Source organism: Kineosporia sp. A_224 (assembly GCF_002198655.1).
In the GTDB taxonomy this organism is placed as follows: Bacteria; Actinomycetota; Actinomycetes; order Actinomycetales; family Kineosporiaceae; genus R-H-3.
The window spans coordinates 1-24,672 of record NZ_MWLN01000033.1 but is presented as its reverse complement, the minus strand read 5'-3'; the positions used below and the strand labels follow the sequence as shown (position 1 = coordinate 24,672).

Annotated in this window: 24 protein-coding genes and 1 pseudogene; 11 read left to right on the top strand and 14 right to left on the bottom strand. The window is 75.2% G+C overall.

What is annotated here, in order from left to right; translation table 11 throughout:
- The first annotated feature begins 90 nt into the window (after positions 1 to 90).
- Complete coding sequence (locus EDJALFJO_RS36235; RefSeq protein WP_369812477.1) at positions 91 to 1,572, top strand: fatty acid desaturase; 1,482 nt, start codon at positions 91 to 93, stop codon at positions 1,570 to 1,572.
- 7 nt (positions 1,573 to 1,579) lie between these two features.
- Here the strand turns inward: EDJALFJO_RS36235 and EDJALFJO_RS01680 are convergent, their stop codons facing one another.
- The gene (locus EDJALFJO_RS01680) at positions 1,580 to 2,230 is read right to left on the bottom strand and encodes a TetR family transcriptional regulator (RefSeq protein ID WP_088281562.1); all 651 of its coding nucleotides are present in this window, start codon (positions 2,228 to 2,230) and stop codon (positions 1,580 to 1,582) included.
- A gap of 142 nt (positions 2,231 to 2,372) precedes the next feature.
- On the opposite strand from EDJALFJO_RS01680, the gene moaA reads away from it, so the two are divergent.
- From moaA to EDJALFJO_RS01665, 3 genes are all read left to right on the top strand, one after another.
- Positions 2,373 to 3,461 (top strand): GTP 3',8-cyclase MoaA, encoded by a 1,089-nt coding sequence (gene moaA / locus EDJALFJO_RS01675; RefSeq protein ID WP_088281568.1) that lies wholly within the window; start codon positions 2,373 to 2,375, stop codon positions 3,459 to 3,461.
- Positions 3,462 to 3,508: 47 nt separating this feature from the next.
- Positions 3,509 to 3,757 (top strand): MoaD/ThiS family protein, encoded by a 249-nt coding sequence (locus EDJALFJO_RS01670; RefSeq protein WP_088281570.1) that lies wholly within the window; start codon positions 3,509 to 3,511, stop codon positions 3,755 to 3,757.
- A gap of 310 nt (positions 3,758 to 4,067) precedes the next feature.
- Positions 4,068 to 5,756 carry a glycosyltransferase family 39 protein gene (locus EDJALFJO_RS01665; protein WP_143448229.1) on the top strand — a complete coding sequence of 563 codons (1,689 nt, stop codon included), beginning with the start codon at positions 4,068 to 4,070 and terminating at the stop codon, positions 5,754 to 5,756.
- Between the two features lie 6 nt (positions 5,757 to 5,762).
- On the opposite strand, the gene EDJALFJO_RS01660 is transcribed toward EDJALFJO_RS01665, so the two are convergent.
- The 6 genes from EDJALFJO_RS01660 to EDJALFJO_RS01635 all read right to left on the bottom strand — a co-directional run bounded on the left by EDJALFJO_RS01660 (position 5,763) and on the right by EDJALFJO_RS01635 (position 11,195).
- A complete protein-coding gene (locus EDJALFJO_RS01660) occupies positions 5,763 to 6,197 on the bottom strand; it encodes a molybdenum cofactor biosynthesis protein MoaE (RefSeq protein WP_088281566.1) in 435 nt (144 codons plus the stop codon).
- A gap of 102 nt (positions 6,198 to 6,299) precedes the next feature.
- The gene (locus EDJALFJO_RS01655; protein ID WP_088281558.1) at positions 6,300 to 6,899 is read right to left on the bottom strand and encodes an NTP transferase domain-containing protein; all 600 of its coding nucleotides are present in this window, start codon (positions 6,897 to 6,899) and stop codon (positions 6,300 to 6,302) included.
- A gap of 145 nt (positions 6,900 to 7,044) precedes the next feature.
- Positions 7,045 to 7,557: a hypothetical protein gene (locus tag EDJALFJO_RS01650; RefSeq protein WP_088281556.1), complete on the bottom strand. Its 513-nt coding sequence runs from the start codon at positions 7,555 to 7,557 to the stop codon at positions 7,045 to 7,047.
- 327 nt (positions 7,558 to 7,884) lie between these two features.
- Positions 7,885 to 8,559 carry a Crp/Fnr family transcriptional regulator gene (locus EDJALFJO_RS01645; protein ID WP_088281554.1) on the bottom strand — a complete coding sequence of 225 codons (675 nt, stop codon included), beginning with the start codon at positions 8,557 to 8,559 and terminating at the stop codon, positions 7,885 to 7,887.
- Between the two features lie 175 nt (positions 8,560 to 8,734).
- A complete protein-coding gene (gene groL, locus EDJALFJO_RS01640) occupies positions 8,735 to 10,360 on the bottom strand; it encodes a chaperonin GroEL (RefSeq protein WP_088281552.1) in 1,626 nt (541 codons plus the stop codon).
- Positions 10,361 to 10,652: 292 nt separating this feature from the next.
- Complete coding sequence (locus EDJALFJO_RS01635; RefSeq protein WP_088281550.1) at positions 10,653 to 11,195, bottom strand: MarR family winged helix-turn-helix transcriptional regulator; 543 nt, start codon at positions 11,193 to 11,195, stop codon at positions 10,653 to 10,655.
- Between the two features lie 109 nt (positions 11,196 to 11,304).
- Here EDJALFJO_RS01635 and EDJALFJO_RS01630 point away from each other — a divergent pair, with 109 nt between their 5' ends.
- Positions 11,305 to 13,026, top strand: a complete 1,722-nt coding sequence (locus EDJALFJO_RS01630) for a bifunctional 3'-5' exonuclease/DNA polymerase (protein WP_198949910.1) — start codon at positions 11,305 to 11,307, stop codon at positions 13,024 to 13,026.
- 99 nt (positions 13,027 to 13,125) lie between these two features.
- Positions 13,126 to 14,694, top strand: coding sequence for a methyl-accepting chemotaxis protein (locus tag EDJALFJO_RS01625; protein ID WP_088281546.1), 1,569 nt, complete (start codon positions 13,126 to 13,128; stop codon positions 14,692 to 14,694).
- 114 nt (positions 14,695 to 14,808) lie between these two features.
- Here the strand turns inward: EDJALFJO_RS01625 and EDJALFJO_RS01620 are convergent, their stop codons facing one another.
- Positions 14,809 to 15,012 (bottom strand): cold-shock protein, encoded by a 204-nt coding sequence (locus tag EDJALFJO_RS01620; protein ID WP_088281544.1) that lies wholly within the window; start codon positions 15,010 to 15,012, stop codon positions 14,809 to 14,811.
- Positions 15,013 to 15,336: 324 nt separating this feature from the next.
- Here EDJALFJO_RS01620 and EDJALFJO_RS01615 point away from each other — a divergent pair, with 324 nt between their 5' ends.
- Complete coding sequence (locus tag EDJALFJO_RS01615; RefSeq protein WP_198949909.1) at positions 15,337 to 15,798, top strand: hypothetical protein; 462 nt, start codon at positions 15,337 to 15,339, stop codon at positions 15,796 to 15,798.
- 7 nt (positions 15,799 to 15,805) lie between these two features.
- Here the strand turns inward: EDJALFJO_RS01615 and EDJALFJO_RS01610 are convergent, their stop codons facing one another.
- The 3 genes from EDJALFJO_RS01610 to EDJALFJO_RS01600 all read right to left on the bottom strand — a co-directional run bounded on the left by EDJALFJO_RS01610 (position 15,806) and on the right by EDJALFJO_RS01600 (position 17,710).
- Complete coding sequence (locus EDJALFJO_RS01610) at positions 15,806 to 16,429, bottom strand: LytR C-terminal domain-containing protein (protein WP_088281542.1); 624 nt, start codon at positions 16,427 to 16,429, stop codon at positions 15,806 to 15,808.
- A 148-nt stretch (positions 16,430 to 16,577) separates the two neighbouring features.
- Positions 16,578 to 16,868: a DUF3263 domain-containing protein gene (locus EDJALFJO_RS01605; protein WP_088281540.1), complete on the bottom strand. Its 291-nt coding sequence runs from the start codon at positions 16,866 to 16,868 to the stop codon at positions 16,578 to 16,580.
- Between the two features lie 146 nt (positions 16,869 to 17,014).
- Entirely contained in the window at positions 17,015 to 17,710 is a 696-nt protein-coding gene (locus EDJALFJO_RS01600; protein WP_143448228.1) for a hypothetical protein, read from the bottom strand.
- A 108-nt stretch (positions 17,711 to 17,818) separates the two neighbouring features.
- Here EDJALFJO_RS01600 and EDJALFJO_RS01595 point away from each other — a divergent pair, with 108 nt between their 5' ends.
- Positions 17,819 to 18,496 (top strand): uracil-DNA glycosylase, encoded by a 678-nt coding sequence (locus EDJALFJO_RS01595; RefSeq protein WP_088281536.1) that lies wholly within the window; start codon positions 17,819 to 17,821, stop codon positions 18,494 to 18,496.
- Positions 18,497 to 18,532: 36 nt separating this feature from the next.
- Here the strand turns inward: EDJALFJO_RS01595 and EDJALFJO_RS01590 are convergent, their stop codons facing one another.
- Both EDJALFJO_RS01590 and EDJALFJO_RS01585 read right to left on the bottom strand, forming a co-directional pair.
- On the bottom strand, positions 18,533 to 19,012 hold the full coding sequence (locus EDJALFJO_RS01590; RefSeq protein ID WP_088281534.1) for a hypothetical protein: 480 nt from the start codon (positions 19,010 to 19,012) through the stop codon (positions 18,533 to 18,535).
- A gap of 224 nt (positions 19,013 to 19,236) precedes the next feature.
- Entirely contained in the window at positions 19,237 to 21,852 is a 2,616-nt protein-coding gene (locus EDJALFJO_RS01585; protein WP_088281532.1) for a bifunctional FO biosynthesis protein CofGH, read from the bottom strand.
- Between EDJALFJO_RS01585 and EDJALFJO_RS01580 the strand changes: the two genes are divergently transcribed.
- The 3 genes from EDJALFJO_RS01580 (at position 21,851) to EDJALFJO_RS01570 (ending at position 23,911) form a co-directional block, all read left to right on the top strand.
- The gene (locus EDJALFJO_RS01580; RefSeq protein ID WP_158220254.1) at positions 21,851 to 22,576 is read left to right on the top strand and encodes a GNAT family N-acetyltransferase; all 726 of its coding nucleotides are present in this window, start codon (positions 21,851 to 21,853) and stop codon (positions 22,574 to 22,576) included. The genes EDJALFJO_RS01585 and EDJALFJO_RS01580 overlap by 2 nt on opposite strands.
- Before the next feature lie 70 nt (positions 22,577 to 22,646).
- Positions 22,647 to 23,447, top strand: a complete 801-nt coding sequence (locus EDJALFJO_RS01575; RefSeq protein ID WP_088281528.1) for an SGNH/GDSL hydrolase family protein — start codon at positions 22,647 to 22,649, stop codon at positions 23,445 to 23,447.
- Between the two features lie 182 nt (positions 23,448 to 23,629).
- Positions 23,630 to 23,911 carry a dsRBD fold-containing protein gene (locus EDJALFJO_RS01570; RefSeq protein WP_088281526.1) on the top strand — a complete coding sequence of 94 codons (282 nt, stop codon included), beginning with the start codon at positions 23,630 to 23,632 and terminating at the stop codon, positions 23,909 to 23,911.
- A gap of 422 nt (positions 23,912 to 24,333) precedes the next feature.
- Here the strand turns inward: EDJALFJO_RS01570 and EDJALFJO_RS01565 are convergent.
- Positions 24,334 to 24,672, bottom strand: a pseudogene (locus tag EDJALFJO_RS01565) (hypothetical protein); the annotation flags it as partial.

The window sequence follows — 24,672 nt, the reverse complement described above, 5'->3', positions numbered from 1 at the left end:
CCCACGCCCGTCCCCCCGCCCGGGAGCCGCCCCGCGGCACCGTCGTCCGGCTGGCGCAGCCGCACCGCCTCCGGCCCGACCGCGGGCGCGCTGCGCCGTGCGGGCACCGAGCGTCCCGTCGAGCTCGACGCGATCGGCTGGAGCGACCGCAAACGCTGGCTCTGGCTCATCGGGCTCCTCGTGCCGATGCTCGTCCCGGCCGCCTTCGGCCTCGTCGCCTGGACCGGCTGGTCGGTGTACTGGTGGTTCGGCCCGTTCTTCGTCTTCGTCGTCATCCCGCTCATCGACGTCTCGCTCGGGCTCGACAAGGAGAACCCGCCGGACGCCGCGATCGCCTGGCTCGAGCAGGACCGCTACTACCGCTGGGTCACCTACCTCTACCTGCCGCTGCAGTACGGCGGGCTCGTCCTCGCGTGCTGGCTCTGGACGGCCGAGCCGATCGAGATGTCCTGGGTCGGCAAGCTCGGCCTCGCCGTCACGGTCGGCTGCGTCTCGGGCATCGGGATCAACACCGCGCACGAGCTCGGGCACAAGACCGAGGACGTCGAGCGCTGGCTGAGCCGGGTCGCGCTCGCCCAGACCGTCTACGGGCACTTCTACATCGAGCACAACCGCGGCCACCACGTCCGGGTGGCCACCCCCGAGGACCCGGCCAGCTCGCGGCTCGGCGAGTCCTTCTGGGCCTTCCTCCCCCGCACCGTGCTCGGCAGCCTGCGCTCGTCGTGGCACCTGGAGAAGCGGCGCATGGAGCGGCGCAGGCTGTCCGTCGTCGACCCGCGCAACGACGTCGTCAACGCCTGGCTCATGTCGCTCGCGCTCCTCGGCGGGCTCGTCGCGGTCTTCGGTGCCGGCGTCACGCCGTGGCTGCTCGCCCAGGCCGTCTTCGGGTTCACGCTGCTCGAGATCGTCAACTACCTCGAGCACTACGGCCTGCGCCGCGACCGCGTCACCGCGACCCGGTACGAGCGGGTCCGGCCCGAGCACAGCTGGAACAGCGACAACCTCGTGACGAACCTGTTCCTCTACCACCTGCAGCGGCACAGCGACCACCACGCGAACCCGACCCGGCGCTACCAGTCGCTGCGCTCGGAGAAGGGCGCGCCCCAGCTGCCGTGGGGCTACGCGACGATGATCGTCATCGCGGTCGTGCCGCCGTTGTGGCGCCGGATCATGGACCACCGCGTGCTCGAGCACTACGCCGGCGACGTGACCCGGGCGAACATCCAGCCGCGCCGCCGGAAGAAGGTGCTGCGCCGGTACGGGCCGGGCACCCCGGCCGCCGAGCGGGCCGCGGCCGTGGCCGCCGCCCGGGCCGAGGCGGTCCGGGTCGACGCCGCCCGGACCCAGGAGGCGGTGGCGGCCGGCGTCCTGCCCGGTGGCGTCGCGCTCGCGGAGCGGCCGCCCGCCGGGCCGGGCTCGATGCGCTGCCCCGTCTGCGACTACGTCTACGACCCGGCCCTCGGGGCTCCGCGGGAGGGCCTGCCCGCGGGGACCGCGTGGAAGGACGTCCCGGATGCCTGGGAGTGCCCCGACTGCGGGGTGCGCGACAAGCTCGACTTCGTCGCGGCCTGACCCGGGGTCACGCGCGGCCGGGGCCCCGGGCCCCGGCCGCGTCCCGTGCCGCGGCGAGCTGCTCGACGTACGCCACGGTCATCCCGGCGACCGTCCGGGCGACGGGCAGGTCGCGCGGCCCGGGCTGGACGAGGTGGCTCACGACGACCCGGCCGATGACGTCGATGACGGCGGCGACGTCGGCGAGGTCGATCGCGCGGAAGTTGCGCATCCCCCACGGCCCGACGCCCTGCCACACCGTCGCGAACACCGGGGCGGCGTCCGAGGTGAGCAGCCGCAGCAGCTCCGGGTCGCCGTCCGGCCCGCTGTCGAGCACCACCTTGAGCAGCGCGTTCCCGCGGCCCTCGTCGATGATCGCCTGGACGGCGGCCTCGATGGCCGGGCGGACGGCGCCGTCCGGGTGCGCCTCGAGGGTGTCGACGGCGATCCCGACGACGCGCTCGACCTCGGCGGCGAGGATCCCGCGGGCGAGGTTGTCCTTCGTCGAGAACTGGTCGTAGACGGTCTGCCGGGACACCCCGGCCCGCTCGGCGACCGCCGCCATCCGGACCCGGCGCCAGCCGAGCTCGGCCGCCATCGCCGCCGCGGCGCGCAGGACGCGGTCGCGCACCGGCAGCGACGCGTCGACCGCGGGCGCTGCGGGGTCGGCGGTGGACACCCGCCCATCATGCCCGCAGCGGCCGCCCGGGCTGACCCGACCGGGTCGATCCCGGCCCCGCGGAGCAGGTCGTCGGACCGCGGAGGGGACGCCGCGCCGGGACGCGGGTAGCGTGGCCCGCGTGAGCAGCGTCGTTCTCGGGATGCCCGGCCGCCGTCGTGGGGCGGACGGCGCCGTTCCCGCGGGCCGGCCCGACGACACCCGTCTCGTGGACCGGTTCGGCCGGGTCGCCACCGACCTGCGGGTCAGCCTCACCGACCGCTGCAACCTGCGCTGCTCGTACTGCATGCCCGAAGAGGGCCTCGACTGGATGACCGACGACCGGCTGCTCTCGGACGACGAGATCGTCCGGCTCATCACGCTCGCCGTGACCCGGCTCGGCGTCGAGGAGGTCCGGTTCACCGGTGGCGAGCCGCTCCTGCGCAAGGGCCTGGAGACGATCGTCGCCGCGACGACCGCGCTGCGCACGCACGCCGGCGAGGTCCCGCAGACCGCGCTCACGACGAACGGCCTCGGGCTCGAGCGGCGGGCCAAGGCGCTCGCCGACGCCGGGCTGCACCGGCTCAACGTCTCCCTCGACAGCCTCGACCGGGCCCGCTTCGCCCGGATCACCAAGCGCGACCGGCTGCCCGACGTCCTCACCGGCCTGCAGGCCGCCGCCGCGGCCGGGCTGTCCCCGGTCAAGGTGAACACGGTCCTCCTGCGCGGGGTCAACGACGACGAGGCCGTGCCCCTGCTCACGTGGGCGCTCGAGCACGGTTACGAGCTGCGGTTCATCGAGCAGATGCCGCTGGACCCGCAGGGGGCCTGGGACCGCGAGGGCATGGTCACCGCCGAGGAGATCCTCACGGCGCTGCAGACCGCCTACCGGCTCACGCCGACCGGCTCCGCCGCCCGCGGTGCCGCCCCGGCCGAGACCTGGGTCGTCGAGAACCCGCCCGCGGGCGCCCCGGCCGGTGCCCGCGCCCCCCGCGTCGGCGTCGTCGCCTCGGTGACCCGGCCGTTCTGCGGGGACTGCGACCGGACCCGGCTCACCGCCGACGGCCAGGTCCGCAACTGCCTCTTCGCCCGCGGCGAGACCGACCTGCGCGCGCTGCTGCGCGGCGGCGCCGGCGACGACGAGATCGCCGCCGTCTGGCGCGGTGACATGTGGGCGAAGGAGGCGGGGCACGGCATCGACGACCCGAGCTTCCTGCAGCCCGACCGGCCGATGAGCGCGATCGGGGGCTGACGGTGCCGGACCAGGCTGCCGCGCACGTCGACGACCCGGCCGCCGGGATGACCGTCGTCGTGCGCTACTTCGCCGGTGCCGCGGCCGCTGCCGGGCTCACCGAGGAGAAGGTGCCCCTGCCCGCCGGCGCGACCCTCGCCGTCCTCGTCGAGGACCTCGTGGCCCGGCACGGCACCCGGCTGGCCCGGGTGCTCGCGGCCGCGTCGTTCCTCCTCGACGAGGTGGGCGGCGACGCGCAGCGCCCGCTGCACGACGGGGCGTGCGTCGACGTGCTCCCGCCCTTCGCCGGCGGCTGAGGCCGCTCCTCCGCCCGGCCGGCGGGCAGCGTGACCCCGACGACCGCCGACGACCCGGTGACCCTGCGTCGCGGCGCGTGCGTGACCGACCTCTCCTGGGAATCCGCTGGGAAGTCGTCCGGTTCGGCGGGCACACCCCGTGACCGCCTCTACCCTGGAGATCAGGACGGGACGTCCGATCGGTCCGGATGTTTCCCCGTTCTGTTTCCTGGCCGTGACACGACGGTGATCACCGTCGGTTACGGTACGACCTGTCGACGTCGACCCCGTGCCCCGGGTCGAGCCGCGGCCGGAGAACGAGGAGGAGTGCGTGCACCAGCTGGCCAGCGGCGCGAACACCCTCGCGCCCGGCGGTGCGGCACCTCGCACGGTCTCCCCGGACGGCAGCACCGTCGACCTGCTCGAGCGCCCGGTCCTCGGCGCCGCGGTCAGCGGTGACGGGCCGGCGCCCCGCACCCGGGGGCTGCGTGACCGGTCCCGCCGGCTCCTGCGCGCCGCCGGCCCCGAGACGCTCGCGCTCGCCGCCGCCGCCGGGGTCTTCTCCTGGCAGGCCGGCATCCCCAGCCCCTGGCGCGACGAGGGCGCGACGATGGTCATCGCGGCCCGTCCGGCCGGCGAGATCCTCGAGCTCGTCAAGCACCTGGACCTCGTGCACGCCGCCTACTACTTCATCGTCCACGCGCTGCTCGTCCTCGACCCGGCACCGAGCCTCGGCGAGGCGGTCCCTGCGGTGCGGACGATCTCCGTCGTCGCGGCGAGCGTCACCGCGCTGCTCCTGGTCCGGCTCGGGCGCCGGTTCGGCTCGACGGCCGTCGGCCTGTCGGCGGCGCTCGCGCTCGTCGCGGCACCGCTCGCGAGCCGGTACGCCCAGGAGGCCCGTTCCTACGCGCTCGTCATGCTCGCGACGACGATCGCGGCGCTGCTCCTGCTGCGGGCGGTGCAGACGCCCGGGCCGCGCAACCGCCGCGCCTGGGCCTGGTACGCCGCCTCGCTCGGCCTCGTGGCGCTGCTCAACGTCATCGCGCTGCTCGTCGTCCTCGCGCACGCGGTCTACGTCGCGGTCCTCACACCGCGCGCGGTGCGCCGGCGCTGGCTGGCCGCGACCACCGTGGGGCTCGGCGTCGTCAGCCCCTTCGTCGTCGCGACGTTCCTCCAGCGCGGCCAGGTCGACTGGCTCTACGCCCCCGCCGCGGCGGACCTGCCCCGCTTCTGGGGCGCGCAGTACGACAGCCTCGGCGCCGTCGCGGGCGTGCTCGCCGTCGCCCTGCTGCTCGTCGCGGTCCCCGACCGGTTCGCCCGCCCCGACCCGCGCCGCCTGCTCCCCGCAGGCGTCGCCGACCGGCTCGGCACGACGAACACCGGGGCGCTCGTCCTGGGCCTGGCCTGGGCCGTGCTCCCGGTCGTCGCGCTCTGGACGATCTCGCAGGCGGAGCCGCTCTACACGTGGCGGTACGTCGTCTTCACCCTGCCCGGGACGGCGCTCGTCGTCGGCAGCCTCGCGACGACGCTGCGACCGGCCGGCCTCGTCGTCCCGCTGGTCGTTCTCGCTCTCTCCGGCGCCCACATGCAGGACGTCTACCGCGACCCGCACCTCGGCCACGCGGAGGACATGGCGAGCGTCGGCGAGTACGTCTCGGTGCACGCCAAGAAGGGCGACGCGGTGCTCTGGGTGCCCGGCGGCCCGGGCCACATGCGCACCCTCCAGCAGCTCTACCCCGAGCGGTACGCGGGGCTCATCGACGTCGCCCTCGACCGCACCGGCGCCGCGACCGCGACGATCACGGGCACCGAGAAGGAGCCCGAGCAGATCGCGTCGGCGCTCAAGAAGCGCAAGCGGGTCTGGCTCATCAGCGTCGACGGCGCGCTCGGTCAGCAGGCCGACGCGGTCGACAGCGAGAAGGTCCAGCTGCTGCTCGACGGCTACCGGATCAAGCGCGTGGACATCGTCCACAAGTTCCAGGTCACGCTCTGGGAGAAGACCGCGCCGAAGAAGGGCTGACCCTTCTCACGGACAGGCGACCCACTCGTCCGTGCCGTCGGTGAACACCTGCCGCTTCCAGACCGGCAGGTGGTGCTTCACCTCGTCGACGAGCAGTGCCGCTGCGGCGAAGGCCTCCTGCCGGTGCGCCCCGGCGACGGCGACGACGAGCGCTGACTCCCCCACGGCGAGCGGGCCGATCCGGTGCGACACCGCGATCGCCTCGACGTCGGTGCGCGCGGCGACGTCCGCGACGACCGTCGCGAGCACGTCCCCGGCCGTCGGGTGGCCGACGTACTCGATGCCCGTCACGGAGCGGCCGCCGTCGTGGTCCCGGACGACGCCGGAGAAGGAGACGACGGCGCCCGCGCTCGCGTCGCCGACCGCGGCCTCGTGGGCCGCGACGTCGAGCGGCTCGGTCGTCACGGCGGCCAGGACGACGCGGCGCGCGGGCGGACGCAGCCGCGAGGTGTCCCGGACGCGCTCGGCGTGGTCGTGCCCGGGCGCGAGCGCGGGGTGCCCGGTGGTGGCGTCCGGGCGGGTCTGCTGGGTCACGCCGCCAGCCTAGGCGGTCGTCCCCGCGGCGTCGCGGGGCGTGTCGACATCGTCCCCGTGGCCGACGTCCCCGCACTCGACGAGCAGCACGTCGGTGCGCCCGCGCAGGTAGCCGCGGGCCCCGGCGTCCCCTGCGGCACCGGCGCGGACACCGTCCCAGTGCTCCCGGCCGAGGACCACCGGGTGCCCCGCCGCACCGTCGAACGCCGCCCGCGCGAGCGTCGCCGGGCCGTGCCCGACGGCGACGGCGACGAGGCGCGCGACGACCTCGGCGGTGACGCCGGGGGTGTCGACGAGGCCGACGACGGCCGCGTCCGCCGGGGCGTCGTCGGCGGACAGCGCGGCGAGCCCGGCCCGCAGGCTCGCCCCCATCCCCTCCGCCCAGTCGGGCGCCTCGACGGTGCGAACGCCCGGTGCCGCGGCGAGCGCCGCGACGTCCGCAGCCGCCGCCCCGGTCACGACGACGACCCGGGCGCACCCGCCGTCGAGCAGCGCGCGGGCCGACCGCGCGACCCACGGGGTGCCGTCCGGGTCGCGCAGCAGCCCCTTGGGCGTGCCCATCCGGCGGCCGGCCCCGGCGGCGAGGAGGAGCCCCACGACGTCGCTCACAGGCCCAGTGTGCCGCGCGGGCGCGGAGTGCGGTCATCTGCGGGCGCGCACCCGGCGGACCGGCCGTAGGTTTCCAGCCAGCGGGGGCCGTCACGTCAGGCCGGGGTGACGGTCCCCGCATCCACGCCCCGTCGGCGACGGCTCCTCAGGACTCCCCGCCGACGTCGAAGCCGTACGCCTCCCACAGCAGGTCCGACCCGTGCTGGCGGTGCCGGGCGAGCAGCACGAGCAGCTCGGTCGCCTTCTCCCGCAACGGGTCCGCGGCACTACGGTCGACGAGCGTACGCCCGACGAGGACCGCGACGTCCTCGAGCACGGCCTCGATCCGGCGGTGCTCGGCGACGAGCCGCTCGACGGCCCGGGAGAGCCTCGGCGCCTCGGCGATGAGGCCGGCGTAGTACCCGTGCCGGCCCTCGGTCCCGTCGAGGTGCTCGTCGACGACGTCGCGCAGGACCGCGGTCTGCGCGGCGACCCGGGCCACCCAGGCGGCCGGGTCCTCCCGCACCGGGGCCGCGACGGCGTCCTCGAAGCGGCCCATCGCGGCGCGCATCGACGCCCGGCGCTGCCGCAGCAGCGCGTCGAGCGGCGGTTCCTCGACGGCGGTCGCGACGCGCGCGGCGCCGGGGTCGTCGGGCGTGGTCCGGTGGCTCGTGGTCATCGGGGGCTCCCTCCGCCCGGCCGCGGAACGACCATGCTCGCAAGGAACCCGCGGCGCACGGAAGGGGCGGCCCCGACGGATCGCCGAACGGCGCGTCCCGCCGCGCGTCGGATCACGCGTCCGGAACACGCGTCCGGGCGTGTGACGACGGCAGGTCCCAGTGTCAGCGCCATGACAGACGCGGCCCGGTCGCCGGGGCAGGATCTGCTCCCGGGGCGACGCACCACCGGCGGTCGCCGGTCCCGCACGCAGGGGGCAGGACCGACGAGGCCGCGGGGGCCGCCACGTACGTGTGGCTCCCGCACCCGCCGGTGGCGCGGCCCGCCCTCAGCAGCGCTCGCGCAGGCCCCGGACGTCGTGGATCTCCAGCCGTCCGCGCCCGAGCCGCAGGACCCCGTCGGCCTCGAGCCGTTTGAGCACCTGGTTCGTCGTCGGCCGGGTGGCCCCGACGAGCTGGGCGACGTCCTCCTGGGAGAGCGGCACGACGACCGGGAGCACCCCGCTCGAGAAGTGCCGGCCCACGTCGAGGAGCCGGCGGGCGACCCGGCGGTCGACGGGCAGGTGGTGGGCCTGCGCGACGAGCCGGCTCAGCCGCTCGGTGTTGCGGGCCAGCGCGATGAGGAGGAAGTCGTTGACCTCGGGGTGCCGCCGGCGCAGCGCGTCGAAGTCGGCGCGGGCCAGCACCCGGACGACGACGTCGTCCAGGGCCTCGATGGTCGCCGTCCGCTGCTGGGCGTCGAGCAGGACCCCGACCTCACCGAAGAAGTCCCCGGCGCCGAGCACGGCGAGCATGACCGACGCGCCCGCCGGGGTGGAGTGCCGGACGGCGAGGCTGCCGGACTCGACGAGGTAGAGCGCGTCCGCGACGTCGCCCTGCCGGACGACGACCGCGCGGGCCGGGTACGACCGCGGCGCCGCGACGGACAGCACCCGGTCCCGGCCGACCTCGGGGAGGGCGTCGAGGAACGACCGCGGTCCCAGGTCGCTCGCCGGTCCGGCCATGGCGACAGTGGATCACACCGGACGACTGACCACCGGACGACTGACCACCGGACGGGCACCGGACGACCGACGGGGCGACCTCCCCGGAGGGAGACCGCCCCGCCGATGCGGTGCGTGGTGCAGGTGGTGCGTGGTGCGTGGTGCGTGGTGCTGCAGGCTCCTGGTCCGCGAGGGATCAGAAGTCCATGCCACCGCCCATGTCGCCGCCGCCGGCCGGCGCAGCGGCCTTCTCCGGCTTGTCGGCCACGACGGCCTCGGTGGTGAGGAAGAGCGCCGCGATGCTCGCGGCGTTCTGCAGCGCCGAACGCGTGACCTTCGCCGGGTCGATGATGCCCGCGGCGATGAGGTCCACGTACTCGCCGGTCGCGGCGTTGAGGCCCCAGCCCGGCTCGAGGTTGCGGACCTTCTCCGCCACGACGCCGCCCTCGAGGCCGGCGTTGATGGCGATCTGCTTGAGCGGAGCCTCGAGCGACACCTTGACGATGTTCGCGCCGGTCGCCTCGTCGCCCTCGAGCGTGAGCCCGGCGAACGCCTTGACCGAGGCCTGGATGAGCGCGACGCCGCCACCGGCGACGATGCCCTCCTCGACGGCCGCCTTGGCGTTGCGGACGGCGTCCTCGATGCGGTGCTTGCGCTCCTTGAGCTCGACCTCGGTGGCCGCACCCGCGCGGATGACGGCGACGCCGCCGGCGAGCTTGGCGAGGCGCTCCTGGAGCTTCTCGCGGTCGTAGTCCGAGTCCGACTTGTCGATCTCGGCGCGGATCTGGTTGACCCGACCGGCGATCTGGTCGGCGTCGCCCGAGCCCTCGACGATCGTCGTCTCGTCCTTGGTGATGACGACCTTGCGCGCACGGCCGAGCAGCTCGAGGGTGGTCGTCTCGAGCTTGAGGCCGACCTCCTCGGAGATGACCTGGCCGCCGGTGAGGATCGCGATGTCCTGCAGCATGGCCTTGCGGCGGTCGCCGAACCCGGGGGCCTTGACGGCCACCGAGCGGAACGTGCCACGGATCTTGTTGACGACGAGCGTGGACAGCGCCTCGCCGTCGACGTCCTCGGCGATGATGAGCAGCGGCTTGCCGGACTGCATGACCTTCTCCAGGAGCGGGAGGAGGTCCTTGACCGACGAGACCTTGGAGTTCGCGATGAGGATGTAGGGGTCCTCGAGCACGGCCTCCATGCGCTCGGCGTCGGTGACGAAGTACGCCGAGATGTAGCCCTTGTCGAAGCGCATGCCCTCGGTGAGCTCGAGCTCGAGCCCGAAGGTGTTGCTCTCCTCGACGGTGATGACGCCTTCCTTGCCGACCTTGTCCATCGCCTCGGCGATGAGGTCGCCGATGGCGGTGTCGGCCGCGGAGATCGAGGCGGTGGCAGCGATCTGCTCCTTGGTCTCGACCTCCTTCGCCTGCGCGAGGAGCTCGGCGCTGACGGCCGCGACGGCCGCCTCGATGCCCCGCTTGAGGGCCATCGGGTTGGCGCCGGCGGCCACGTTGCGCAGGCCCTCCTTGACGAGCGCCTGAGCGAGGACGGTCGCCGTCGTCGTGCCGTCGCCGGCGACGTCGTCGGTCTTCTTGGCGACCTCCTTGACGAGCTCGGCGCCGATCTTCTCGTACGGGTCCTCGAGCTCGATCTCCTTGGCGATGGAGACGCCGTCGTTCGTGATCGTGGGGGCGCCCCACTTCTTCTCGAGGACGACGTTGCGGCCCTTCGGCCCGAGGGTGACCCTGACGGCGTCGGCGAGGATGTTCATGCCCCGCTCGAGACCGCGCCGGGCCTCCTCGTCGAACGCGATGATCTTGGCCATCGTGTGGTAGATCCCTCCGCGGTACGGGTGGGTTGTGCGGCCGGAACGGTGCCCGCGACGGACGGGACGCACCGACGCCGTTCCTGTCACGGCGGCGGCACGGCCCTCACCGGACCTGCCAGGAAGCCAGTGGCTCCCGTGTCGATCGTTCAGGTCGATCGGTTCAGCTCGCGCTGTCACTCTCGACCCGAGAGTGCCAGTCCCATGATTAGCACTCGACCCCCGAGAGTGCAAACCCTCGGCGGGCGCGCCATCCGCCCGGCGGGCACCCGCCCGTGCTCCGGGTCGGGCCTCAGCCCTCGTCGCCGACGAGCGCCTCGAGCACCGGGACGGCGGCGAGCAGGACGTCGAGGTCCGTGCGCGGGAGGGCGAGCATCCGGTCCCGCAACGCGGCCGAGCGGGCCGTCCGGACGCCGGCGGTGAGCGCGGCGCCGTCCTGCGTGGCCGCCACCCGGACGGCGCGCCGGTCGGCCGGGTCGGTCTCGCGGACGACGAGCCCGGACTCCTCGAGGGCGGCGACGATGCGGGTCAGGGTCGGCGGAGCGACCCCCTCCCGCGTCGCGAGGTCCCCCAGACGCATCGGACCGGCCTGGGCGAGCGTCGCGAGCGCCGAGAACGTGCCCGGCCCGAGGTCGCCGTCGCCGGAGCGGCGGACGATCCGCGCGAGCCGGCCGAGCGCCAGGTAGAACCGTGCCGCGGCGGCGTCGACCTCGGCCGCCAGGCCTGCGGGCAGGCCGGCCGGCAGATCCGTGTCCCGGTCCGCGGACAGGCCCGCGCGGACCGGGGCGGCGGCGCCCGTCGGGTCGGGGGTCGTGTGGTCGGCCACGGTGGTCATCGATCCATCATCGCCGAGCCGCGACGGTCCGCGCGCGTCGAGCCGCTTGCCCCGTCAGTCGGCGCGCCGACCGGCGGGGGGTGTCCGGGCCGTGCGGCAGGATCGCGGCGTGCGCATCTGCGTCGTCACCGGTCCGGCTCCGGGATCGGCCCGGCTCGCGCCCGTGGACGACGCGGGCGCGCCGGCCGGGCCCCGCCGCGACGTCCCCGGGCCCGACGGGCTCGCCGCGGTCGTGCGCGAGGCGCCGCCCGACGTCCGCTGGGTCTGGGCGGACGCCCCGCAGACCTACCCGGCGGTGCTCGCCGCGGGCGCCCGGGTCGAGCGCTGCCACGACGTCGCGCTCACCGAGGCCCTGCTGCTGGGGGCCGAGGGCCGCTGGGGCGAGCCACGCTCGCTCGCGGCCGCCTGGGCGCGGCTCACGGGCGGTCCCGTCCCGCCGGACCCGGAGCCGCCGCTGCCCGCCGCCCTCGGCCCCGGCGGCGACCCCGACGGCGGCGTGCAGGACGCGCTCTTCGACGCCGTCGACGTGCCGTCGGCACCGGCCGCGCTGCCGCAGGGCACCGACCCGCTCGACGTGCTCGTCGCCGTCCACGCCGACCAGCAGCGCCGGGTGGCCGCCGCACGGGCGGTCTCCCCCGGGTTCACGCTGCTCGTCGCGGCCGAGTCCGCGAGCGCGCTGGCCGCCGCCGAGATGAGCGCGGCCGGTCTGCCGTGGCGCGCGGACCTGCACGACGCGGTCCTCGTCGAGGCGCTCGGGCCGCGGGCCGCGCACGGCGGCCGCCCGCCGCGCCTCCAGGCGCTCGCCGAGGAGGTCGCCCGGCTGCTCGGCGACCCGCGGCTCAACCCGGACAGCCCGCCCGACGTGCTCCGGGCGCTGCGCCGCGCCGGGGTCCTCGTCTCCTCGACCCGCCGCCACGAGCTGCGCGGCGTCGACCACCCGGCGGTCGGGCCGCTCCTGCAGTACAAGGAGCTCTCCCGGCTGCACACCGCGAACGGCTGGGCGTGGCGCGAGCAGTGGGTCCGCGACGGCCGGTTCCGCCCGGAGTACGTCCCCGGCGGGGTCGTCTCCGGCCGGTGGGCCTCCCGCGGCGGCGGCGCGCTGCAGATCCCCAGGGCGGTCCGCGGCGCGGTCGTCGCCGACGCCGGCCGCGTGCTCGTCGTCGCCGACGCCGGGCAGCTCGAGCCGCGGGTGCTCGCCGCGCTGTCCGCAGACCCCGGCATGGTCGCCGCGACGCAGGCGGGCGACCTGTACGCCGAGATCGCGACCCGCGCGCTCGGCCGCACCGACGCCCGGGCGGAGGCGAAGATCGCGCTGCTCTCGGCGATGTACGGCGGCGGTGCCGGGTCCGCGGCGCCCGCCCTCGCCGCGCTGCGGCGCCGGTTCCCGGCGGCGCTCGAGCTCCTCGAGGAGGCGGCCCGCACCGGTGAGGACGGCGGCTCGGTGCGGTCCGTCCTCGGCCGGACGTCACCGGCGGCCGCCCCCGGCTGGCTCGACGGGCTCGGGCCGGAGGCCGCGGGCGGCCGGTCCCGGGCCCGCGGCCGGTTCACCCGCAACTTCGTCGTCCAGGCCTCGGCGGCGGACTGGGCGGGCGTCCTCGTCGCCGGGCTGCGCACCCGGCTCGCAGTGCTCGGCGACCGGCCCGGCGACGCGCGCCTGGTGTTCTTCCAGCACGACGAGGTCGTCCTCGAGGTCCGGGAGGACCTCGCGGCGGCGTCGGTCGCCGCGGTGACCGACGCGGGCAACGAGGCGACCCGGCTCGTCCTGCCCGGCACCGGCGTGCGCGTCCCGCTCGAGGCGGCGGTCGTGCGCTCGTACGCCGAGAAGGGCTGACCGACCCCGAGGACGGCCCGACGGGTCAAGGCCCGCGAGGCACCGGCCGATGGGACCAGGGTCCGCCCCTGCCACCGCCGCCCCCGACGGAGTCCGACCATGGCCGCCCTCACGCGCACGCTCGGCCGGAAGATCCTGCTGTCGTTCCTCGCCCTCGGCCTCGTCCTGGTCGTCGTCGGCGTCGGCAGCCTGCTCACCGTGTCGGCCCTGAACCGCCGCGTCGAAGCGGTCTCGAGCCGGGCCATCGTGCCCCTGGGGCACCTGCGGCAGGCGCAGAACGCCGGCCACGGCGTCGTCATCGTCGGCTTCGCCGGTGCCGCCACCCAGGACCCGACCGTGCGCAGGTCCATGCAGGAGTCGGCGGCGACCTACCAGAAGCAGGTGGCGGCCGAGCTCGACGCCCTCGTCACGACGACCCCGGCCGACCTGCGGCCGCAGGCGCAGACCCTGCGGACGACGTACGCGGCGTTCGTCGCCGCGGACGAGGCCTACCGGGCCGACCCCAACGGGCCGGGCGCCGCGGCGCGCGGCGGGAAGGCGTCCGACCTCTACCAGGCGACGGAGCAGCAGTTCGAGAAGCTCGCCGGCCTGCTCACCCGGGACGCGGCCGCCCAGGCCGCCGCGGTGGCGGCGCGGTACCGGCAGTCGGTGCTCACCACCGCCCTGCTCGTCGTGGCCGGCATCCTGCTCGGCGCCGGGCTCGGCGTCGTGCTCGCCCGCTCCGTGCGGCGCCGCACCAACGTCGTCCTCGACGCGCTCGCCGGGATGGCTCGCGGCGACCTCACCGGGCAGCTGCCCGACCTCGGGCCGGACGAGCTGGGCCGGATGGGGCGCGCGCTCGACGAGGGCCTGGCCGCCGTCCGGACGGCGCTGCGCGAGGTGTCGGGCTCGGCCACCGAGCTCGCGGCGTCCGCGGTGGGCCTGAGCAGCCGGGCGTCGGAGACCGCGGAGTCCACCGAGCGCTCGGCACGGACCGTCGACGAGATGGCCACGGACGCCGACCGCGTGACGGCCGTCGTCCGGGACGCCGCCGCGAACACCGGCGAGCTCGGGTCGTCGATCCGGGAGATCTCCTCGAACGCCCAGGAGGCGGCCCGGATCGCCGGGCAGGCGGTCGGCGTCGTCGAGGCGACGAACGCGACGGTCTCCCAGCTCGGCAACTCCTCGCAGGAGATCGGCAACGTCATCGCCGTCATCCAGAACATCGCCGCCCAGACCAGCCTGCTCGCGCTCAACGCGACGATCGAGGCGGCCCGGGCCGGGGAGGCGGGGCGCGGCTTCGCGGTCGTCGCCGGCGAGGTCAAGGAGCTCGCCCGGGAGACCGCGGAGGCGACCGACAGCGTCATCCAGCGGGTCCAGGCGATCCAGACCGACACCGAGGGAGCCGTCGCGGCGATCGCGGAGATCGGCGAGATCATCCGCCGGATCAACGGCTACCAGAGCAGCATCGCGGCCGCGGTCGAGGAGCAGTCCGTGACGACGGAGTCGATCGGCGGCAGCATCTCGCACGCCCAGTCCCGGACCGAGGCGATCGCGGGCGCGGCCGAGCAGGTCAGCGCCGCGGCGCGGGGGAGCAACGAGTCGGTGGCCGCGACCCGGGTGCTCGCGGACGACGTCGCGCGGATGAGCGCCCAGCTCGAGCAGGTGGTCGCGGGCTTCCGGGTCTGACCCGGACAGCGCGCACGGCACGGCACGCACGGCACGGACGGCACGGCGGGACGCGGCAGGGGCCGCCCCCGAACGGGAGCGACCCCTGCACGACGAACCGTGGGCAGGTCCTCGTCAGACGAGCCGGACCTGCTCGGCCTGCGGGCCCTTCTGGCCCTGGCCGATCTCGAACTCCACGCGCTGGCCCTCGTCGAGGGACTTGTAGCCGTCGGCCTGGATCGCCGACCAGTGCACGAACACGTCAGCACCGCCGCCGTCGACGGTGATGAAGCCGTAGCCCTTCTCGGCGTTGAACCACTTCACGCTGCCCTGAGCCATACCTTCTCCTGTTGCCTGACTTGCGACGTGCGGCCCGTGGCACGGCACCCGGGCCGGGTCTCACGCTCGCCGTACCGGAGCCCCGAAGGACTCGTGTCCGCGATGATCCAACGTGCGGGCCTTCTTGCAGGGTGCAGGAGAGGGCGTGCTCATCGAACCGTTCGACCGGGGCACACTGTAGCCGCTGGACCCCCCTGCGGCCGAGAGCCCGCGGGTACCGAAAATGGGGCGTCTTCGCAGGTGGGCGCATGATCGGCGGCCGATTCGTCCGCTCCGCCGGAGATCACAGGACCGCACGGCGGGCAGCGCGCGACAATGGGTGACGTGCCAGCACAGCCTGCGTCGTCGTCCCCCGCCCCGAGGCTCTACACGGCCCGGCACGTCGGGCTGCGCCGGGCGGTCAACTGGCTCAACCTGTCGACGCCCATCGGGCTCGGGCTCGCCCGGCTCAGCGGCGCGACGGTCGAGAAGGGGCCGCACGGCGTCCTCGTCGCCCGCGGGCGGCCGCTGAGGTTCCTCGCACCGCGGGCGATGGCGGTGACGATCGGGGACGTCGTCCTGCTGCGCGCGAGCGACGACGCGATGCGCCGCCACCCGCACCTGCTCGACCACGAGGCCCGGCACAGCGCGCAGTTCGCGCTGTGGATCGGTCCGCTCGGGTTCCTCCCGGCGTACCTGCTGTGCGCCGCGTGGTCCTGGTGGCGGGTGCGCGACTTCGCCCTGCGCAACCCGTTCGAGATGCGCGCCGGCCTCGTCGAGGGCGGCTACGTGCGGCCGCCCGGGTGAACCGCTCTCAGCGCTGGTAGTCGCTGCCGAGGACGGCCGTGATGCCCTTGGAGGCCATGTCGGCGTCCTGCTTCACGAGGTCGATGGAGAGCACCTTGGCGACGGCGAGCGCGGACGCCTTCTGGCTGTCGTCCGCGTAGAAGACCGTCGAGGGGATGGTCGGCCGGTAGTTGTCCGGGATCCCGTTGATCGTCCAGCCCTTGGCCGTGAGCTTCGAGGCCGCGCCACGGGCGAGGCCGCCCGTCGACGTCGAGTTCCGGACGACGATCTTGAGGGTCTTGTCGACGGTCGAGGCCGGCGCGGACGACGGCTCCTGCGTCGGCTCCTGGGAGGGCTCGCTCGCGGCGGGGGACGGCGTCTTCGCCGGGGCCGGCTTCGTCGCGGGCTTCGAGGCGGACGGCTGGACGGCTGCACTGGACACGCCGCCCGCCGGCTCCGCGGTCGTCGTCCCGCCGCCGGAGCCGCCGAAGAGGGTCCAGGCCAGGAGCACGACGCCGACGACGACGACCGCGACGGCGACGACGGGCAGGGCGCCGAGCAACGGGCTCACCCGGGCCCGGTGGGCCCCGCGGCGGCTCGCCTCGACCGGCATGACGTACTGGTCTTCGTTCCGCTGTCGCGTCGTGTTCATCGAGCACCCCTCAGGGCAGCGACCGGTCCACTGACCGGCGCCACCGCGCTTCGACCCCCGGGGACGGCACGGCGGGGGTCCCCGCCGTGACGGCAGGCGGACGCCTGCCAGACGGACTCCCCGACCAGCGGGGCTGTGGTGGTTCGGCTCAGCCGTTGATGCCGAGCCGGCGTGCCGAGCGGGCGCGCTGGCGGGACTGCCGCATGCGCCGCAGCCGCTTGACGAGCATCGGGTCGAAGGCGAGCGCGTCGCTGCGGTCGATGAGGGCGTTGAGCACCTGGTAGTACCGCGTCGAGGACATGTCGAACAGCTCGCGGACGGCCTGCTCCTTGGCACCGGCGTACTTCCACCACTGCCGTTCGAACGCGAGGATCTCCTGCTCGCGAGCCGTCAACCCCGCCGACGGCGTGCTCGACTCGATGATCCGAGCGGCTTCCATGAATCCCCTCCAGCCCTGCGACGACGTCACTGTACGGGGAGAACCACAACGGTGTCATTCCACCACTCCGCCGCCGGGGCCCGGCGCCGGGGGGACGACGGGCGGGGGACCCGGATCCCACAAGATCGACTGACACGACGCCGAGTCTACGTGGGCCCCCCGGGGCGGGAGTCCGGAACGGCGGACGTCAGCCGCCGGAAGGCTGACGCGTGCCGGACGTCCAGCCACAGCAGCGCCAGCCCCTGGACGACGATCCCGAGGCCGTCGCCGCGTCGGCGCGGGGCGCGGGCCGCCAGCGCCACCCCGGACGCGACGTAGCCGACGTCGAGCACCGCGTTGACGCCCGTGACCCGGGCCATCCGGCGGCCCCGTGCCCGGGCGGCGTCCGGGGTGAGCCCGCTGCGCCGGGCCCGGCGCAGGCCGCGCAGGCCCCAGCCGACGATCGCCAGGTCGACGAGCCCCCACCCGAGGGCCTGCCGGGCGACGTCGCCGACCGTCGAGGTGCTCGTCGCCCGCATCGAGGCGCCGACGTCGAACCCGTGGGCCGCGGCGGCACGCAGGCCGTCCCGCGCGGGCGGGCGCTGCCCGCTCCCGGTGCGGTCCCGCGGACCGATGCCGGACGCGATCTGCGCCGGGGCGCCGTCCCCGGCGGGGCCGGGCCGGGACCCCCGCCGCAGCGCGGTCACCGCGAGGCCGGCCGCGACGCTCGCCCCGGCCCACAGCGCCAGGCCCCGCAGCAGGGCCCGTTCCTCGTCGAGGACGGCGGCCACGAGGTCCGCGCCTCCGTCGCCCGTCGTCCGCACCGTCCGCGTCGTCCCTGAGGTCCACGTCGTCCCTGCCACCGCTGGCCTCCCCGCCCGACCTGTCATGACGCCCACGGTAGGTCGGCGACCGCCGCGGGGACACCCGGGCGCCGGACAGCCGGCCGCCCCGTGCCCTAGATTTCCCGCGTGCCGCGTCGTCCGCTCGCCGACCTGCTGGACCCGGGCTGGGCGCAGGCCCTCGCCCCCGTCGAGGAGCGGATCGCCGCCCTCGGCGACTTCCTCCGCGCGGAGGTCGCCGCCGGTCGCGGCTACCTGCCCGCCGGGGAGCACGTGCTCCGTGCCTTCACGCAGCCGCTCGACCGGGTCCGTGTCCTCGTCGTCGGGCAGGACCCGTACCCGACGCCCGGCCACCCGATCGGCCTGTCGTTCGCGGTGGCCCCGGACGTGCGGCCGGTGCCGCGCAGCCTGCAGAACATCTACCGCGAGCTCTGCGCGGACGTCGGCTGCCCGCAGCCCTCGAACGGCGACCTCACACCGTGGACCGAGCAGGGTGTCCTGCTGCTCAACAGGGTGCTCACGGTGCGACCCGGCGGGTCCGCGGCGCACCGCGGCAAGGGCTGGGAGGAGGTCACGGACGCCGCGATCCGGGCCCTCGTGGCCCGCGGCGGGCCGCTCGTCGCGATCCTCTGGGGCCGGGACGCGCAGAACCTCGAGCCGCTGCTCGGGGACGTCCCCCGGATCAAGAGCGCCCACCCGTCGCCGATGTCGGCCGACCGCGGGTTCTTCGGATCGCGGCCGTTCAGCCGCGCGAACGAGCTGCTCGTGCAGCAGGGTGGCAGCCCGGTGGACTGGTCACTGCCCTGACCGGCAGGACGAGCATCGCCGGCAGGACGAGCCCAGTCAGCCGAAGCGACGCAGCGAGCGCGTCTCGCGCCGGTAGCCCTCGAAGACCGTGTGCCGGTACTCCAGGCAGGCGCGCTGGTACTCGCCCTCGTCGAGCATCCACGGCTCGGCGACGACGTCGACCCCGTGGAGCAGCTCGTGGAGCGCGGCCATCCGCTGCGGGGCCTCGCCGCGGGCGAGGGCGACGAGCCGCCGGCCGTACCAGGTGACGGCGAAGCCGCGGGTGTCGACCTCGACGAGCCCGGCCGGCACGAGCCGGGCCACGGCGTGCTCGAGCTCGCGCTGCGAGAGGACCAGGTGGTTCATCGCGTCGGCGGCGATGATGACGTCGACGAGGCGGGCGGGCAGCTCCTGGGTGCCGGTGACCCGGACCGCGGCGAGCACCCAGGCGTCGCTGACGAGCCAGCTGCCGAGGTCGTCGAGGACGTCGGACCGGGGCGGCGCGTCGCCCGCGGTGGCGGGAACCCAGGGGCTCACCGCGTCTCACCGACCGTCGACATAGTGCTCCGCTCCTGCTCGCACACACCGTCCCATCCCCCGGGCCGGCCTGTGGATATCCTCACCCGAAAACGCTCCGTGAGCAACGGTCGTTGGCGAGAGACCGTGTGAGATCCATCGAACGCACGACACAACTACCGTCAATGAGGCTGGTATTGCTGCGTTTCGCAACGGATCTTATACGCAGAGCGACAAGATCGTTTCTATGACGCAACGGTTGTGACGTCGTCCGATCGGTCGATAACGTCACCGTACGTGGTCGTTCGGCAACGAGGAGTTCTGCCGATGGACGACGCGAGCTCCTCGAGCTCGCGCACGGTCATCGCCGACCCGTGCTGCGACCCGGCCATCCGGGAGATCGTCTCCTCCATGAGCGTGCCGCCCACGTCGTTGGAGCCGGAGCGCAGCATCGCCCGGGTGCCGTCCGGGCCGAGCTTGACCCATGACGTCTGGATGTTGTCGACGAGGCCGTGCAGCAGGAGCCGGGCGAGGGCGTGGACGGCGACGTTGTCGCGCATCGTCGGGCCGGGCCGCGCCACCCCCGCGAGGTAGATCGGCGCGCTGTGGTGGACGAACGGCAGGGCGACGAACTCGGTGAACGCGGCGCCGCCACCGGCGAGACTGCGCTCCTGGATCCCGGCGAGGGTCCGCAGGTGCGCGACCCAGTGCGCGGGGGTGTCGACGTGGCCGTACATCATCGTCGAGGAGGTCGGCAGCCCGACGGCGTGCGCCGTGGACACGACCTCGACCCAGGTGGTCGTCGGCAGCTTGCCCTTGGTGAGGAGCCAGCGCACGTCGTCGTCGAGGATCTCGGCGGCCGTGCCCGGGAGCGATCCGACGCCGGCGGCCTTCGCCTCGGTGAGCCACTCGCGCACGGACATCCCGGTCCGGCTCGCGCCGTTGACGACCTCCATCGGGCTGAACGCGTGGACGTGCATGCCGGGCACGCGCTCCTTGACGGCGCGGGCCAGGTCGAAGTAGGCCGTCGCGGGCAGCTCGGGGTCGATCCCGCCCTGCATGCAGACCTCGGAGGCTCCGAGCTTCCAGGCCTCCTCGGCGCGGTCGGCGACCTCGACGAGGGAGAGCGTGAACGCGTCGAGGTCCTTGCGGCGCTGGGCGAACGCGCAGAACCGGCAGCCGGTGTAGCAGACGTTGGTGAAGTTGATGTTCCGGTTCACGACGTACGTGACGTCGTTGCCGACGACGTCGCGGCGCACGTCGTCCGCGATGCCCGCGAGCGCGGCGAGCGCCGGCCCGTCGCAGTGCACGAGGGCCAGGGCGTTCGCGTCGGTGAGCCGGCGCGGGTCGTCGGCGGCGACGGCGAGCGCGGCCGCGACGTCGGCGTCGATCCGTTGCGGGGCAGCTGCTCCGGCCGGGCCGGCGGACCGCCCCGGCTGGTAGCCCGCCGCGGCGGAGCCCTCGCCGGACGACGCACCATGCACCGCCTGCTCGCGCAGCAGCGCCCAGTCGCCGTAGACGTCGTCGAAGTCGGCGCGCTTGTCGCTGCGCCGTCCGGACGTGTCGATCTCGGTGTGCAGGTCGACCCGGCCGCTGCTGCCCCACGTCGGGTCGGGCTCCTGCCACGGCCGCCCGACGGGCAGCGCGCGGACGTCGGCCAGGCCGGTGCCGCCGTCCGCGAGCGCCGCGACGTGCCCGGCGACCCGCGGGTCGAGCCAGGGCTCGCCGGCGACCACGTACTCGGGGTGCACCGTGAGCCGCTCGGTGAGCGTGAACCCGGCGTCCGCGGACCAGCGCTCGAGGTCGTCGAGGTGCGGCCACGGGCGCTCGGGGTTGACGTGGTCGGGGGTGACCGGGGAGACACCGCCCCAGTCGTCGGCGCCCGCGGCGAGCAGGCGGGCCAGCGCGGCCGGCTCGGAGAGGTTCGGCGGCACCTGGATCCGCATCCGGGGGCCGAGGACGACCCGGGCGACGGCGACCGCCGCGAGGTACTCGTCGGCGTCGGCGTCCGGGGCCGCCCGCATCGCCGTCGCCGGCTTGGCCCGGAAGTTCTGGACGATGACCTCCTGGACGTGCCCGTACTGCCGGGCGAGCCGGCGCAGGTCCAGGAGTGACTCCGCGCGCTCGGCGAGGGTCTCGCCGATCCCGACGAGGATCCCCGTCGTGAACGGCACGGACAGCCGGCCGGCGTCCTCGATCGTCCGCAGCCGGACGGCCGGGTCCTTGTCCGGGGAGCCGAAGTGCGCCTCGCCCGGGGTCTCGAAGAGCCGCCGGGACGACGTCTCGAGCATCATCCCCATCGACGGCGAGACCGGCTTGAGGCGGCCGATCTCCTCCCACGACATGACGCCGGGGTTGACGTGCGGCAGCAGGCCGGTCGCCTCGAGCACCTGGACGGCGAGCGAGCGGACGTAGCCGAGCGTCGAGTGGTAACCGGCCTCCTCGAGCCACGCGGCGGCCTCGGGCCAGCGGTCCTCGGGGCGGTCGCCGAGCGTGAAGAGCACCTCGCGGCACCCCAGCGAGGCTCCCTGGCGCGCGATCCGGAGCACCTCCTCGGGCGTGAGGTACGGCGCCTTGCCCTCCCGGGCGAGCTGGGTCGGGGTCTTCACGAAGGTGCAGTAGTGGCAGCGGTCCCGGCACAGCCGGGTGACGTCGACGAACACCTTCCGGGAGTACGTGACGATCCCGGCGCGACCCGCGCTCGCGAGGCCGGCGTCCCGGACGGCGGACGCGGCCCCGAGCAGCCGGTCGAGGTCGGCGCCGCGTGCCGCGAGGAGCACCTCGGCCTCGGCGGCGTCGATCGTCACGCCGTCCTCGGCCCGGCGCAGGGCGCGGCGCATGGCGGACTCGGTGGGCTGCATGGCGCGATTCCATCACGCGCAGCGCGCCACCGCGACGGCCGGTCCGGTGGCGCAGGGCCCGGTGCCCGGACTGCGCCGGGGCGCTAGGTTCGTCGCACCGGGCCCGATGCCGCACCGGGTCCGTCCGTCGGTCGCCCGCTCGCGGGTCGTGGAGGTGGTCACCGTGCTCGTCGGCTCCGTCGCCGCGCTGCGCGAGGTGCGCCGGGAGGACCTGTCGGTCTTCCACGGTGTCCTCGGCACCGACCCGGCCTTCCACGCGAAGGTCATGCTCGAGCCCTGGGTCCCGACGACCGTCGCCGTGGCCCAGGCCCGGTACGACGCGGGCCTCGCCAAGGAGCCCGACCCGAGGGCGCCGGTGCAGTTCACCGTCCAGTCGACGACGGACAACGCCGGCCGCTGCCTGGGCTGGGGCACCCTCTGGGGGATCGACCTGCACCAGCGGATCGCCCACCTCGGCGTCGGGCTCATCCCGGCCGGGCGGGGCCGCGGTCTCGGGCTGGACGCCGTCCGGCTGCTCTGCCGGTACGCGTTCGAGGTGCGTGACCTGCACCGGGTCGGTCTGGAGACCTTCGCGACGAACGAGCCGATGCGCCGGACGGCGCTCGCGGCCGGGTTCACCCAGGAGGGCGTGCTCCGGGAGAGCGGGTACTCGATGGGCGAGCGGGTCGACGAGGTGCTCTACGGGCTGCTGCGCAGCGACTGGAAGGCCGCGCAGGCGGGCTGAGCAGGCGGGCCGAGCGGGCGCGCCCAGCAGGCAGCCGCCCCGGTCGGGCCATGGCGTACGGTCGGTCGCCATGACACGGTTCCGGCGCTATGTCGCCCTGGGCGACTCGCTCACCGAGGGCATGTGCGACCCGGCCCAGGAGGGCTCGGAGCACGCGTGGCGCGGCTGGGCCGACCGGCTCGCCGACGCCCTCGGCGCCCGTGCGGCGGCGGCCGGCGAGGACTTCGACTACGCGAACCTCGCGATCCGCGGCCGGCTGCTCACCGAGATCATCACCGAGCAGGTCCCGGTGGCCCTCGACCTGGGCCCGGACCTCGTGAGCCTCGTCGGCGGCGGCAACGACGTGCTGCGCGCGGGGGTCGACCTCGACGCGCTCGCCGCGGCCCTCGAGGACGCCGTCGCGCGACTGCGCGCCACGGGCGCGACGGTGCTCATGGGGACGGCGTACGACCCGCGCGAGGCTCCGCTCATCAAGCGGGCCCGCGGGCTCGCCGGGGTCTTCACCGCCCACGTGTGGACGATCGCCCGCCGGCACGACGCGCACGTCATCGACCTGTGGGGCATGCAGGCCCTGCGGGACCGGCGGATGTGGGCGCCGGACCGGATCCACCTCACCGCGGACGGGCACCGGCGGGTCGCGGCGCAGGCGCTCGACGTCCTCGGGATCGGCGGCGAGGAGGGCTGGCACGTGCCCCTGCCCGCCGCTCCCCCGCGGGGCCGCCAGGAGGCGTGGCGGGAGGACGCGCTCTGGGTGCGCGAGCACGTCGTCCCCTGGGTCGGCCGGCGGATCCGCGGCCGGTCGAGCGGGGACGGGCTGCCGCCGAAGCGCCCGGACCCGGCGCCGGTGGGCCGCACACGCACGGGGCTGTAGCCGACCGACCCGTGCGTGTGACCGGCCCGTGCGACCGGTGGGCGCGCAGGGACCGACGGCCCGGTCCGGCCGGCGGGCGGCGGGGTTGTCTGGACGTACGGCGCCGCCGTCGAGCGGCACCGACAGCTACGGCCGAGACGGCCACCGGGCCGGCGCGGCTCCTCGGGCTGGAGGAGACAGTCATGACGAGCACCGAGACCTGGAACGTCGAGATCATGCTCTTCGAGGGTGACGACAACACCGCCGCGCGGGCGACCCTCATCTCCGGGACCGGTGCGAACCGGCGCCGCACCCTCGTCGGCACCGGGCGCGCGCACCGCAAGGCGAGCGACCCCGCGGTCCCCGAGATCGGCGCCGAGATCGCGACGGCCCGCGCGCTGCGCGACCTCGCCGACCGGCTGCTCGGCGCGGCCTCCGACGACATCGCCGACATCGAGCAGCACGACGTGCACCTGGTGCGCTGACAGGTCGCCGCGGCTGACCCGCGACCCGTCGGCGGCCGGCGGTCGCCCGGCGAGCGGCAGGGTGGCCGGCGCGTTCGCGACGTCGACGTGGACGTCGCAGAGGTCGGTGTCGCCCACGGCGTCCGCGGGGCAGAAGTAGCAGCCCCGCGGCGACGTGGCGACCGAGGCCGAGTGCTCGTCCCGGCAGCCGACGCCGCAGTACACGTAGACGACGCTGCGCACCGTGCCCTCGACGACGACCGGACCCGCGTCGAGCCCGCGCCCGCAGTGCTCGCACCGCCCCGGCGCGCCGACCCCCGACGCGGCACCGTTCGGGCGGCGGGTGGTGATCGCGGTGACGGGTGCGGTCATGGCGTCCTCCGGGTGGTCGTCGGGCGATCTCCTGCTGCTCGGACGCAGCCTGCACCCGACCACCGACAACCTCAGGCGGTGCGTCTCCAGGTGTCGTCAGGCGGTGCCTGGCTCCAGATCGGGGGCGTGAGGTCGATCGGGGTCAGCCCGGTCCGGCTCGGACCGACACCACGAGCGTCGGCGTCGTCGTCGAGGGCGAGGCGGAGCTGCTGCCCGATCCGCTGCGCGGCGGCGTGTGTCTGGTGGTGCAGGTTCCTCGTCAAGCGGCGTTCAGGGTCGACCCACGACGGCGGCCGCACCCACGGGATCCCGTCGAGAACCTGCACCACCCACAGACCGGCGTGCACCTGCTGATGATGGTTCGGACACACGCTGACCAGATTGTGCAGGTCGGTGGCGCCGCCGTGCTC